Raw genomic sequence first — 13848 nt, 5'->3', positions numbered from 1 at the left:
TTATTTGTTTTTTATGACCTTCTTTATTTTATCATAATTTATTTTGTTTTTGTATAGTAAAGCAATTCTCCATCTTCTAAGATATACCCTATTTCGTCTAAATCAATTAGGTAACTTATAACAGATATCAATGAAGATTTAAAAAAATGATACTCTTTATAATTATTGCTTAAATTATTGTTATTTATAATATTTTTTAGTAAAATTTCTAAAGATTTTGGTTTTTCAAGTAATTGTCTTATTTGGTATAAATATTTCTCTAAAGCATTCAAATGCTTTTCTATTAATTTATAAGCATCTTCTTTTGATATCACTTGTTTTCCATGTCCCAAAACCAAATACTCAAAATCTATACCTTTTAACTTTTCTAACGAGTTCATTTGCTCTTGTATATCATATAAAAATAAGAAATCGAATTTTGATAGAATTTCATCTCCTATCAAAAGGTCTCCCACAAAAATCACCTTATCTTTAGTTAAAACAGCTATACTTCCAGGTGTATGTCCCTGAAATTCAATTATATCAAACATTTCATTATTTAGTTCCAGCCTACCTGCATCTATAGTTTTATCTATTTCTATATCATCTAACATTTTACTTTTTAAAATACTATCCATAAATATATTGCTTTTCCCCCCAACAATATACTTTGAAAATAATTCTGGGTTTTCTATATATAACTTATCGTATTTTGATGACATTACGCACACATCTTTATAGTATTCTTTAAATTGATTACATGCCCCATAGTGGTCATCATGACCATGAGTGTTTATAATATATCTAACTTGTATTTTATTTTCATCTAATACTTTGGTTACTCTTCTTGGCCTCGAACCACATAATCCTGGGTCTATCATAAGTGCTGTATTATCCTCAAACACATATATTCCTGTATTTGTACCACCTTTTATAAAAAAAGTATTTCCTTTTACTTTTGTTAGATTCACCATCTTCACCTCATTTTGACAATATTTATACTACAAGTTATTATTTATTTAATATAAGACTCTAGTAGAATAAGTCTTTTTATTCTATTAATAGTTCTTTTTTTTATTTTAGGTTCTTTAGATATCCTTATTTTTACATTATATGCTAAATCTCTGTAAAATAGCGATTCTATAAGATATTCAACTATGCCTCTATCCTTAAAATCTATATCTATAATGCTATTAGAATATAGTTTTGAATCTAGTATCATAAGTTCATCAAAAAAGCTTAATCTCTCAGATTTACTCAAATAATCTTTACTTGGAATAAAGCTTTCACAATAATCTATTCTATAATTTACCACTTCATCATTTATTTCAAATCCATGTTGTCTCTTCATCAAGTCTTTATAAGCATTATTTTTCTTAGTCACATTATCTAGATTTTTGTTATAGTCCTCTTTTTTCCAATGTCCAAATAATCTACAATTTAGTGGTCTGACTTCATATATTAAACACCTATTATTATCATCTTTGAATGGACATGAATTTTTTTTAGAATACTCTTCAAAATAATAGTCTACTATTTTAATTATACATCTTCTTCTTAAATCCGCTCTATCTTCAAGATAACAAAATATATTCAAAAACTCAATTAAATTTATATCTACCGATTCCATACAACAATTACCACAACCAGAACAATTTCCAGTTGGTAAAGATTCATATACATCATTTAATTTATTAAAGAGCTTATTTTTAGTGGAATAATCTATACAATTTAAAATATCTTTATTTTTTATACTAGTCATTATTATTACTCCTTGTTATAATTATTAAGTTAATACAAACAATTATTATAACATATTTTTTAAATTTAATCGCATGAGGAGGCATTTTATGAATAGATATACAAAAATCATTAATATGATGGGAAGTTACTATACAAAAGACTTTGAAAAAGAAAAAAAGAATGTAATAAAAGTTAGAGAAGTTAAAGAGGATACTGTCAGAAAATTTTTCTTACAAGGTGACTGTGAAGTTCTAGTAGTATTTGAAGATACTGGAAAAGAAATCCTTATTGACGATTTTTCTCCTGAAGAAGATATCAAAAAATACTTAGGAGTAAAATTTATAAATAAAAAAAGATAGTTATTAAAACTAAACATCTAAATTAAATTTTAATAACTACAAGTTATTATTATATGCTTTCATAATTAAAAGTTATCTTTTATCTCTTTTTTAGACTTTAAGATAGCTTTTTTTCTATTTTTTGTAAAATAATTCCATAATACACACTAATATTTCACAAAATGATATAATATAACAAATAGATAAATTTTTTAAGTTTCTTAATACTTAATATTTTGCGAGGTGATTTTATGCAAATTTATTTTAGAGTTAAAGCTGTTGGCAAACGTAGACCTATGCTAGAACTTACCCCCTTTGATTTATCTGACAACATCAATTGCCTAAAAGAGGCTATCTCTGAAATTGTATCTAAAAATGTTCTTGAATATAATGAAAAGACCCCAGAAAAATCAATAATAAGCTTTTTAACTAGTGAAGATATTGAGTCTCAAGCTACTATTGGAAAAGTTGGATTCGGCTCTATCTACAATGAAAACAAACAATCTATAGAAAAAGCTATAGAAGTTGCACTACAAGCATTTGAAGATGGAATCTATAAAGTTCTTATAAACGAAGATGTTATTGAAGAACTCAATTCTCCTATAAATTTAAAAGATAGTGATATATTCACTTTTATAAGACTCACTCTACTTGCTGGAAGGATGTTTTAAAATAAATAAATTGGAGGTACATAAATGTCAGAACGTACTAGATTAGAAAAAAATCCTAAAATAATTGAAGATTTTAAAAACAATCTTACTAAATCTTCTTCAAAACCATATTACGATTTAACTGAAGCTCTTTGGGATTGTGTAAAAGACGAATCATACTATTATGATGTAAAAGATGAAAATAAATTCTTAGATATGATAAAAAAATACTATAATTGTTATTACTATGAAATTGAAAGTGTAGACACATTACTTTCTGGCCCTTTAAAAAATGCTTTAGAATTAATGTTTACTTCTGAGCAAGTAGAAGAACTTTGTCAATTAATTAAAAGAAAAATGAATTATACATATTCAGGAGGATACTATCGTAAAGGGTATCGCTCAAATAAACTTAAAGATTATTTTAGAAGTATAATTAGGCTTATTTCACATTATGTGAGTTTGATATATTACGATTTTTCTGTATTAGATTATCTTACACTTCCAGATAAAGTTCTTCAATATGATTATATAATGAGTGATAAAATCGCATTAGAAATAGATAATGGAAATGATGATGTAATCAATGCTTTAGAAGAAGTAATTTTTGGAGAAAATCAAACTGCCCTACTTACTAGACAAATGATAATTGGTATTATGAAAAGTCATAGTGAAAAATGCTATGAAATGCTTTCTAAACTTCTTTTGGCTGCTAAGCAACAAGAAGGTCTTAGACAACAAATTGTAGAAAGCCTAGACGAAGGTACAATTCCTGCATCTGTCTATATGTTAAAAACTATCCTAGATAACAATTTAGAAAGATTTAGTTCTGTTATAAGAGCTTTAGATACATGGACAGGGCTTGGTTTTTCAGACCAAAAACCTGGAATAATTCGTAAGTGCTTAGAACTTTCATATAAATCATTGACTGATAAAGAGTTTTGTATAGAGTCAATTAACAGTAAGGATAACCTTGAAATTTATTTTAGTTTATGGGCAGCTGCAACTTACAATATCTATGATTCATACACTCTTATTGAAAAATTGCTTTCATATGATGAAAAGTACAAAAAACTTGTAGCTCTTTACTTCTTATCAAATACAGAAAGTACATATTTTAAACACTCTGTTGCATCTAAAAATATTAAAGGCGACGATTTAGAGATACTTGCATGGGTAGTTAGAAATTTCTATGTAGAAAGTTCTGTTGGTTACTACTATAATTGGCAAAACCAAAAAGTTGATTTTGACTTATCAAATTCTCCTATTAATAAAGACTTTGATGCTAGAAAGGAACAATTTGAAAATCTAAAACATACTTTAGAACTTTTAAATTCAAAAACTAAGGAATTTTCTGGCAGTGTATTTCCATGGTCTTGGGTCGAAATTTCTTCTTACAGTATCCTTAGATGCATGATGACATTAACAGCATATGATATGAATACTCAATTTATGGATGTTCTAATGGACAACTATCTTCTTATGAGTTCTGATTTAAGAGCTTCATTTATAGCTAATTTTATAAATGAGCCAAAAACAGATAAACAACGTAGTTTCTTATTAGAATGTTTGAGCGATAAGAGTGTTTCTAATAGAGAAATTGTATTAAGTCTACTTAAAGAACTTGACTTATCAGATGTAGAGTTAGACAGAATAAACAACTTACTTACTTTAAAAACAAGCTCTATCAGACAAACAGTAATAAAGATTTTACTTGAACAAGATGATTCAAAACTAGAAAATATTGCTTCTTCTCTAATAAAATCTTCAAATTCGCAAAAATGTCTTGGAGGACTTGAAATTGTAAACTTATTAAAAGACAATACTGATAGACAAGAACTATACAATAAACTTATTTCATTAGTGGAAAGTGTTGATAAGTCTAAAAAGAATACATCTCAAGTTCAGATATTAATTGATAATTTATTAGGTAAAGCAAAAAATGATTATTGTAAAGAAAATGGATTTGGGATATACAATCCTGAAAATAAGCTTCAAATTCCTGAACAATTTGATTTTAAATACGATTCCTCTACTCCATCAAAACTTAATAAGATTATTTCCAATTTAAGCTTATCTTCTAATGAGGATTCTGTTTCTATATCAACTAAAAAAGAAGCTAAGAAGATTCTCGATGTAGATATAAATAAAATATTAAAAGTATATGAAAAATTTGATGAACTTATTATTGAAAATGCAGATTATGAGTATGAGGTTGAGAGATGGTCAGGTAATATGGATAAAATACTTTTAGGTTACTCTACATATAATCTAACTCCTATTAAACATATAACTGGAAATAATAAGGATACTATTGATAATTATCCATTAGCTGAACTTTGGAGAGAAACTAGTAAGAAACTTAATTTAGATTATAAAATAATCCTTGATATTTTATTTTATAGCATACGCTCATGCTCTTATCATGAAATAGAAAAAAGTTGGTTTTCATCTATATACTCAAATGTCCTTGATGAAAAAAAACAAAAAAAATTATATACAAAATTAGATAAATTAAAATTTGATGTTCTTACAAGAAAAATACTTGCAGTATTACTAAATGAATTTGACCAGAAAGAAATGTTTGAATACTGTTTAGATACATACTACAAACTTAGAAACCTATTAACTACTGAACAATGTAAAAAGCAAAGAGTTGAGTTTACTAAAAACTACTATAGACAAAATGAATACTGCCCTGCTTTAGATGCACCAATTTTAAACTATTGGCTTGGAAAGGCACATTCATTTATTTATGATGATATTTCTTTTACTAAGTTCTTCTATACTACATTTGCAAATTATCAACTTTTAGAATATAAATTCCCATTTTATACTAATATAGATATATTTGCTCGTGCATATGAATTGGGATTAATGACTGAGGAACAAATCAATCAAGAAATTGTAACTGGATACAATGCAACAAATATAATACGAATTTTGACAAATCCTAGATGGGATGGTGATACATTAGAAAAACATCCATGGCTTGAAAACAATATAAAAACAGTTACAAATAGAATTATAGAAATCGAATCACGTAGGGGTGATATGCCAACAGAAGTTTCTCATCTAGCTGATAATATACAACATTTTGAGGGTATGAATTATTTCGTAAATATCTTAGTTGCTCTTGGTAAAGAAACTTTCCAAAGAGGATATTCATATGGTAGTAATTATTCAAAAAAAGATGTTTTGAGTTCTCTACTTAAAAATTGTTATCCTACTAAAGAAGATAATTCTAAAGAATTAAAAAAATTACTTAAAACTACTGATATTACTGAATTAAGATTAATAGAAGCTGCTATATATGCTCCTCAATGGGTAAATATAATTGAAAAATATTTAAACTGGAAAGGTTTAAAGAGTACAATTTGGTATTTCCATGCACATATAAATGAAGGCTTCTCTGCTCAAAAAGAATCAGAAGTTGCTCTATTCTCTCCTATATCACCACAGAGTTTCATGGATGGAGCATTTGATGTGGATTGGTTTTTAGATTCATATAAAACTATTGGAGAAGAAAGATTCAATCTCCTTTACAAATCAGCTAAATACATAACTAGTGGTGGAAACTCTCACAGACGTGCACAACTTTATGCTGATGCTACACTTGGAAAACTTGATAAAGATATGCTGATGAAAGAAATTGAAACAAATAGAAATCAAGATAAATTGAGAAGTTTCTCTTTACTTCCTATGAAAAAAGGAGACCTTAAAGAAGCAACTTTCCGTTATGAATTTATTCAAAAGTTTGCTAAAGAAAGTAAACAATTTGGTGCACAACGTCGTGAAAGTGAATCAAAGGCTTGTGCTATAGCAATGGAAAACTTAGCTAGAAGTGCTGGTTTTGAAGATATCAATCGTATGATGTGGGCTCTTGAAACGGAAAAACTAAATGAGGTTGCTCATATATTTAAACCAAAGAATATTGATGGAACTTCACTTTGGATAGATGTTGATGAAAAAGGAAAAACATCTATAAAAGTCCAAAAAGGTGATAAGACTTTAAAAAGTGTACCAAAAACTCTTGCAAAACATCCATATGTACTTGAACTTAAATCAGTACAAAGAGATTTAAAAAGTCAGTATTCTCGTGCAAAACAAAGTTTAGAGCAAGCTATGAAAAATGAAACAGTATTTACAGTTAAGGAAATCTCCAATATTTATAAAAACCCAGTTATTTGTCCTTTAGTTAAAAATCTAGTTTGGCTATGTGATGATACTATCGGATATATATATAATGATAAGTCTAAGTTCTTTATTTGTGATACAACTGGTGAACCTTATAGATTAACTGCAAAAAATAAATTAAAACTTGCACATCCAGTTCATCTGTTTGAATCTGGTAAATGGAGTGAATTCCAACATGACTTATTTGATAAGCAAATTGTTCAACCATTTAAGCAAGTGTTCCGTGAATATTATAGAATAAATGCTGACGAATTATCTGAAAAAACTATATCTCGTAGATATGCTGGCCATCAAATCCAGCCAAAGAAAACTGTAGCACTTCTTAGAAATCAACTTTGGACTGTTGACTATGAGGAAGGTTTACAAAAAGTATTCTACAAAGAAAATATAGTAGCAAAGATGTTTGCACTTGCAGATTGGTTTTCACCAGCAGACATTGAACCTCCAACTATTGAAACAGTAGAATTCTTTAATAGAAAGACTTATAAAAGCTTAGAACTAGCTTCTATACCGCCAATTCTTTTCTCTGAAGTTATGCGTGATATAGACCTTGTTGTAAGTGTTGCTCATGCTGGTGGTGTTGACCCTGAGACAAGCCACTCTACTGTAGAGATGCGTATAGCTATTGCTAAAGAACTACTATTGCTATTAAAGATTAAGAATGTCAATTTTGAAGGCTCTCATGCTCTTATAGCAGGTAATTTAGGTGATTATTCTGTACATATGGGTTCTGGTATTGTACATAAAAAAGGAATGGGTGCTTTAAATATACTTCCTGTACATTCTCAAAGTAGAGGTAAGATATTCCTTCCATTTGCTGATGAAGACCCTAAGACTGCTGAGATTATGTCTAAGATATTATTACTTGCTGAAGATAATAAGATTAAAGACCCTAGTATCTTAAGCAATTTATAAATATAAAACTATCTCTAAAATATATTGGACTTTCTAATTTTTTAAAGAAAGTCCAATATATTTTACACTATAACTTATATAAATTAACTCATAATTATAAATAATTTTTATATAAACTTTTCTTATATATCATCTTTATAATACTTATTGTATAACAGAATTTGTTCCTCTCTTTTCACTAGAATCTTTTAACCCTATAAAATCTATATAGAAAATCTTTTTCTAGAGATTTATTTAATATGGCATTTTCTTGAAAATTTATAAACCTTATCTCCAAGGAAGATTTATTTATAGGTATAATCTTATGTATAAGCCTTAAATTTACTATGTATTGTCTATGAGTCATAAAGAAATTAGGAGGTAGGCGTTTTTGCAAGTCATCAAAGTTCTCGTAAAATTTTATTGTATCTTCATCTTTAGTATATAGATTGATAGCCCTTGAATTTTTCTCAAACATAACTATATCATCAAAGTTAATCATATGTATCTGTTTCCTTATTTTATATACAAAAAGAGTGTCTTCTATAAAATTATTTTTAGCAATTTTATGAGAGTTAATATGGTCTATTGCTATGTTAATTGAATCAAGTATTTTTTCTTTTTTAAATGGCTTAACTATAAAATCTATAGGATGTACTTTAAAACTCTCAAGACTGTAATCAGCAAAACCTGTTACAAATACTATATGTATATCTTTATCTATAGAAAGAATTTCTTTGGCAGAATCAATCCCATTTTTATATGGCATATCAATGTCAATAATCAATAAATCTATTTTCTCATTTTTTATAAATTCAATTGCTTCTATGCCATCCTTGACTTTCTTAACATAATCTACATATCCAGATTCTTTAACTATATTTGCTATATCATCTCTTACAATTTTATCATCATCACAAATCAAAACTTTTATCATAGACTTCTCTCCTCCTAACTAATAATATTTTGGTATTAAGATTACAAATTCAGTTAAAAAATCATCACTATTTACAAGTATACTATAATCATACTTATCTAATATATTTTTAACTAGATATAACCCAAAACCTCTATCTTGTCCTTCTTTAGTGCTAAACCCATCCAAAAATATACTTTCAACATTATGTATTTTAGGACCATTATTTTTTATGGCTACAATATACTGAAATTCATCTTCATATGCATGCAATCTTATATACTTCTTTTCCTTTTTTATAGCAGACAAAGACTCTATTGCATTGTCTATTATATTTAATAGTACTGAACTCATGTCGTTAGGTTCAATCTCTAAATTATCCATAAAATCTTGAATATAGACATCAAAAGATATATTCTTTTCAAGGCATTCCTCATATTTTAATGAAGCTATAGCATCTAAATAAGATACTTTCCCATACCTTGAGTTTTTTGATTTAAAGTTATTTGATATATTCATTATATATCCTTTAGCATCTTCATCTAACCCAGTATTTAATAGAGAATACACTACTTGCAAATGTTTCAAATAGTCATGTTTTTGACTTCTTAATTTGACGATTATATTATCCTTATGATTTATTTTACTATCTAGCTTTTGTAACTTGGATTCTTGTTCATTGTTATTATTTATCAATCTTATAAATTTAAAACCTATATAACAACTTAAAATAATTAAAATTAGAAAAAATATAATGTTTAATACTCCTTCAAGTAAAGAATTATATCCTAAACTTAATTGTATATATTGAATACTCTCCATGAATAAAATCCATACAAAACATGATAAAAAAAATGTTAGTAGTCCTCTTTTTAATATGTCTAATTCTTTGTAAAACCTATACTTATTCATTATAAGGTTACTAAATATAAATAAGGTTAGTATTACTATAGGAAATATAAAGTTATTCTCCATAATTTCCCTCCCATCTACAATTTATATGAAAATTATATCATTTTAAAAAAATTATGTAAAAAGTCAAAATTTACATATACATTAATTAAACTTGCAAAAACATACATAAATTTGTACAATTAAGTACTCAAAACTTGAAGATACTTACTTTGATATATATTTTAAATAAACATATAATTAAGTTAGCTAAGAAAGGAAGTGGTAAATATGAAAGATAATTTGAAAATAGCACTAAGATACATAAAAAGTTATAAAGCAAGGTCTTTAGCAATTGCTCTGAGTATAATTCTTGCTACATCACTCATTGTTGGTATTGGTACTCTCTCAAGAAGTGCTCAGCAAGCAGATGTAGATAGATTGAAAAGAGAACTTGGAACTGACCATGTATACTTTAAAGATATAAATAAAAATCAATTAGAATACATAAAGTCTAGCAAAGATATTAAAAATTTAGGCATAACTTCTCCCTATGGTTATACAGATCTTAATGAAAAATTACCTATAAACTTAGAATATGCAAATAAAAATTACTTAACTAATCAATCTAAGCTTATAAAAGGTCACCTTCCAAAAGCTAGTAATGAGGTGGTAGTGGAGAAATGGATTTTAAATAGTCTGGGTTTAAAACCAGAAATAAATCAAGACCTTACTTTTAAATTATATCAAAAAGAAAAACCAGAGACATTTAAAGTTGTCGGAATACTTGAAGATAGACCTATTCAGAAAAAAAAGGGTATATGTCAAATTTTTTTGAATCTAAATGAATCAAAACTGGATAAATTTTCTTACACTTATATTGAATTTAATGAGGGCAGTGATATAAATACAAACATAGATAATATAGTAAAAGCTACTATGTTGGATGAGAATAGTGTGGGAAAAAACAAAATGCTTATAGACGCTACTATGGAAAATGGTACTTTAGATAACTCAAGTAAATACACTACAATTGCTATGAGCCTATTTTCTGGCATTGTAATATATAGTATCTATGTCATATCAATATACCAAAGAATACAGGAATATGGTATCTTAAGAGCTATTGGTGCCACTAACTTTAAGATTTTAAAACTTATGTTTTATGAACTTTTTATACTTGCTTTAATAGCAATACCTATAGGTATATGTGTAGGTATTGGTGGTGCACAAATATTTAATAGGACTGCAGGAAATATTCAATTTGAAGGAAATGTAACAGTTACTCCTTTTGTTATCCCAGATAAAATAATCCTCTTATCAATTGGATGTATAATATTGACCATACTAATTATAAGTTTCTTTACATATTTAAAGATAAGAAGAATTTCTCCTATTGACTCTATAAGAAAAACTTTTGGAACTGATAAAAATATAAATAAGGTTAATTCTTTGATATCAAAATTAACTTTAAATATATCAGTAACAAAATCTATATCTGCTAAAAATATCTTTAGGAATAAAAAAGGATTCATTATAATTATATTATCCATGAGTCTCGGAGGTATAATGGTCATAAAGGAGAATTATAAATATTCTTTTTCAGATATACAAAACAAAAATAGTCAAGAAGAAACATATATGAATGCAGATTTTATTCTAACAAATTTTTTCTTAAAACTAAATCAATCTAATAAAGCTGATTCTTTCAAGGATATAAAAGGACTTAATGATAATCAGATAGATAAAATAAAAAATATAGATGGAATTGACAAAGTCAAAACTGCCAGCATCTTAGATACAAGAATAGAAGTAGATAAATTAAATAGATTAGATTACTACAATATTATTAATTCAACGCCTTATTATAAGGATTTTCCTCTATTCATAAAAAATAAGAATACTGGAAAATATACAATAAAACAAAAGTTAAGAGGTTACAATGATGAGATGATAAATTCATTAGAAAAATACTTAGTGAGTGGGAGTATAAATCTGGAAAGAATGAAAAAAGAAAACCTCGCTATATTATATGTACCACAAGTTTCTAAAACAAATAAATACAAGCTAAGTTATATTCCTGGTACAGGGACACCTGCTGCAGATATAAAAGTAGGAGATACTATAAAAGTCAAATATCCAAAAGGTGAGATAGATCAAGATCTTTATATAAAACTAAAAGATAATTATGAATATCTAGAATATGAGTTTAAAGTTGGAGCTATTGTAAGTTATCCTTTTGCAGATAATGGCCTATATTCTGGAGAACAGGGTATAGATGTGATAACAAGTAACGACTATCTAAAAAAACTAACTGGTGTAGATAAATATAATGTAGTTTATGTAGATATTAATAAAAATGCAAATGTAAAAAAGATAAACACATTCTTAGGTAAAATAGGAAGTGAATCTTCTGGAACTACAACAGTTAATATGCTAATGGAAAAAGAAAACTCTGATAAGATGACAGCTAGAGCTCTGATTTATGCTTATGGAATAGTAGCAGTTATGTTCATAATTAGTGTACTTAACATAATAAATAATATAAGTTATAACTTAACTTCAAGAACTAGCGAATTTGGAATGTTAAGAGCTATTGGTATCTCTGAGAGAGGATTTAAAAATATGATACTCTATGAGGGAATATTATATGGAGCACTCTCAAGTGTAATTACTATTGTGGTAAGTCTTATAATACAATTTAGAATGTATTACACTTGTAATTTTGTATCGTATGGCTTGGGATTTTCAATAGATTACAAAATATATATCCTAGTTGTTTTAGCAAACATAATTATAGGTATTCTAGCTACATATATTCCATTAAGGAAAATAAATAAAATTAGTATAGTTGAAGCTATAAACATTACAGAATAGGAGGAGTAATTATGCCTATATTAGAGATTCTTAACTTAGGTAAGATTTATGGAAAAAAGGAAACAGCTGTACATGCACTAAAGGATGCAAATTTAAAAATAAATAAGGGTGAATTTGTTGCGATAATTGGTCCAAGTGGAAGTGGAAAAAGCACATTTCTACATTTAGTAGGCGGTCTTGAGAGACCAAGTAGTGGAACTATAAAAGTCGATGGTAAAGATATATGTTGCCTTTCAGATAAAAGATTAGCAAAATATAGAAGACAAAAAGTAGGATTTGTCTTTCAACAGTATAACCTAATTCCAGTATTAAATGTAAAAGAAAATATAGAATTACCACTAAAGTTAGACAATAAAAAAGTCGATGAAGAATATATCGAAGACATTATAAATTTATTGGGTCTTAGTGAGAGGAAAAATCATCTTCCAAATCAATTATCTGGTGGTCAACAACAAAGGGTTGCTATTGCACGCGCTTTATCTGCAAAACCAAGTATAATCCTAGCAGATGAACCAACAGGAAATTTGGATAGTAAAACTACGGAAGAAGTCATGGATTTACTAAAAAGTTCTATAAAAAAATATAACCAAACTCTTATAATAATAACACATAATGAAAATATTGCTAGAAAAGCAGATAGAATTATATCTATAATAGATGGAGAGCTTAGTTAAACTAATACTCTAAAACTACTTATAGAAAAGAGGATTTAAATGTTATTGGTTTTAGGTAATTTAAATTTAGACTTGGATTTTGACTATAGAATAATAAGAGAAGAAAACGATGATGTAGATGTATTTATAGATATTAATTATCGTAGCTTAGATATAGATACTGATGGTTCTAACTTATTTAATTCTAGAATCCAATTTCCATTTGTAAGAGCATTAATTCTAAGATTAAATAAGAACAAGCAATGTATGACAATTCATTTGTTAAGAGATATAGATTTATTTTCTGCCTTTGCTAACTTCGAGGTAGATTACAACGACTCTGTCATAAATATAAAAAATCAAAATGAGAAAGTTATTCTAAATAAATCTATCAAAAAGTAATAAGGGGGCCTTAATAGGCCCCAGTTTTTTTGTTTTCTATACCTATTATATCATGATAAATAGATTAGTCAATAGAATTTTCTGAATATTTTTATAATTTTTTCATAAAGTTTTTTATATATTATACTTTAAAATTATATGTAATAAAAAAATTTTGTGACTAATTTTAAAGTTAATTGATTAAATATACATATTCAAAATCAATATAAATTTTCTTATCTTTTATCATTTTTATTTAGGTTTTAAGTTAAAATCTATCATTAACAAATATTTATATATAGCTCTAATAAAACTCTATTTATATGCAA

Annotated in this window: 10 protein-coding genes; 6 read left to right on the top strand and 4 right to left on the bottom strand. The window is 26.8% G+C overall.

Features of this window, described 5'->3' with window-relative positions:
* Nucleotides 1–38: 38 nt before the first annotated feature.
* A complete protein-coding gene (locus IC175_RS07125) occupies nucleotides 39–950 on the bottom strand; it encodes an MBL fold metallo-hydrolase (RefSeq protein WP_413926965.1) in 912 nt (303 codons plus the stop codon).
* 44 nt (nucleotides 951–994) lie between these two features.
* Nucleotides 995–1741: a YkgJ family cysteine cluster protein gene (locus IC175_RS07120; RefSeq protein WP_227851353.1), complete on the bottom strand. Its 747-nt coding sequence runs from the start codon at nucleotides 1739–1741 to the stop codon at nucleotides 995–997.
* Between the two features lie 88 nt (nucleotides 1742–1829).
* Here IC175_RS07120 and IC175_RS07115 point away from each other — a divergent pair, with 88 nt between their 5' ends.
* The 3 genes from IC175_RS07115 to IC175_RS07105 all read left to right on the top strand — a co-directional run bounded on the left by IC175_RS07115 (nucleotide 1830) and on the right by IC175_RS07105 (nucleotide 7822).
* A complete protein-coding gene (locus tag IC175_RS07115; RefSeq protein WP_227435489.1) occupies nucleotides 1830–2081 on the top strand; it encodes a hypothetical protein in 252 nt (83 codons plus the stop codon).
* Between the two features lie 230 nt (nucleotides 2082–2311).
* Nucleotides 2312–2731 carry a hypothetical protein gene (locus tag IC175_RS07110; RefSeq protein ID WP_227435491.1) on the top strand — a complete coding sequence of 140 codons (420 nt, stop codon included), beginning with the start codon at nucleotides 2312–2314 and terminating at the stop codon, nucleotides 2729–2731.
* Nucleotides 2732–2755: 24 nt separating this feature from the next.
* Nucleotides 2756–7822 (top strand): DUF4132 domain-containing protein, encoded by a 5067-nt coding sequence (locus IC175_RS07105; RefSeq protein ID WP_227851351.1) that lies wholly within the window; start codon nucleotides 2756–2758, stop codon nucleotides 7820–7822.
* A gap of 178 nt (nucleotides 7823–8000) precedes the next feature.
* Here the strand turns inward: IC175_RS07105 and IC175_RS07100 are convergent, their stop codons facing one another.
* Together IC175_RS07100 and IC175_RS07095 are read right to left on the bottom strand one after the other, a co-directional pair.
* Entirely contained in the window at nucleotides 8001–8738 is a 738-nt protein-coding gene (locus IC175_RS07100) for a LytR/AlgR family response regulator transcription factor (RefSeq protein WP_227825094.1), read from the bottom strand.
* Between the two features lie 18 nt (nucleotides 8739–8756).
* The gene (locus tag IC175_RS07095) at nucleotides 8757–9692 is read right to left on the bottom strand and encodes a sensor histidine kinase (RefSeq protein WP_227825093.1); all 936 of its coding nucleotides are present in this window, start codon (nucleotides 9690–9692) and stop codon (nucleotides 8757–8759) included.
* Nucleotides 9693–9899: 207 nt separating this feature from the next.
* Between IC175_RS07095 and IC175_RS07090 the strand changes: the two genes are divergently transcribed.
* From IC175_RS07090 to IC175_RS07080, 3 genes are read left to right on the top strand one after another with little or no spacing between them, the layout of a single operon-like run.
* Entirely contained in the window at nucleotides 9900–12485 is a 2586-nt protein-coding gene (locus IC175_RS07090; protein WP_227851350.1) for an FtsX-like permease family protein, read from the top strand.
* Nucleotides 12486–12496: 11 nt separating this feature from the next.
* Nucleotides 12497–13159 carry an ABC transporter ATP-binding protein gene (locus tag IC175_RS07085; RefSeq protein WP_227435499.1) on the top strand — a complete coding sequence of 221 codons (663 nt, stop codon included), beginning with the start codon at nucleotides 12497–12499 and terminating at the stop codon, nucleotides 13157–13159.
* A gap of 39 nt (nucleotides 13160–13198) precedes the next feature.
* Nucleotides 13199–13540 (top strand): hypothetical protein, encoded by a 342-nt coding sequence (locus IC175_RS07080; protein ID WP_227435502.1) that lies wholly within the window; start codon nucleotides 13199–13201, stop codon nucleotides 13538–13540.
* The last annotated feature ends 308 nt before the right edge of the window (nucleotides 13541–13848 follow it).

Source organism: Clostridioides sp. ES-S-0123-01, from assembly GCF_020658415.1.
In the GTDB taxonomy this organism is placed as follows: domain Bacteria; phylum Bacillota; class Clostridia; order Peptostreptococcales; family Peptostreptococcaceae; genus Clostridioides.
The sequence above is the reverse complement of the archived record's forward strand: the minus strand, read 5'-3'. Positions and strand labels throughout refer to the sequence as shown.

Coding starts and splice junctions, on each gene's coding strand:
- IC175_RS07110 (WP_227435491.1), top strand. CDS start 2,312: ATGCAAATTTATTTTAGAGTTAAAGCTGTTGGCAAACGTAGACCTATG.
- IC175_RS07120 (WP_227851353.1), bottom strand. CDS start 1,741: ATGACTAGTATAAAAAATAAAGATATTTTAAATTGTATAGATTATTCC.
- IC175_RS07080 (WP_227435502.1), top strand. CDS start 13,199: ATGTTATTGGTTTTAGGTAATTTAAATTTAGACTTGGATTTTGACTAT.
- IC175_RS07085 (WP_227435499.1), top strand. CDS start 12,497: ATGCCTATATTAGAGATTCTTAACTTAGGTAAGATTTATGGAAAAAAG.
- IC175_RS07090 (WP_227851350.1), top strand. CDS start 9,900: ATGAAAGATAATTTGAAAATAGCACTAAGATACATAAAAAGTTATAAA.
- IC175_RS07105 (WP_227851351.1), top strand. CDS start 2,756: ATGTCAGAACGTACTAGATTAGAAAAAAATCCTAAAATAATTGAAGAT.
- IC175_RS07100 (WP_227825094.1), bottom strand. CDS start 8,738: ATGATAAAAGTTTTGATTTGTGATGATGATAAAATTGTAAGAGATGAT.
- IC175_RS07095 (WP_227825093.1), bottom strand. CDS start 9,692: ATGGAGAATAACTTTATATTTCCTATAGTAATACTAACCTTATTTATA.
- IC175_RS07115 (WP_227435489.1), top strand. CDS start 1,830: ATGAATAGATATACAAAAATCATTAATATGATGGGAAGTTACTATACA.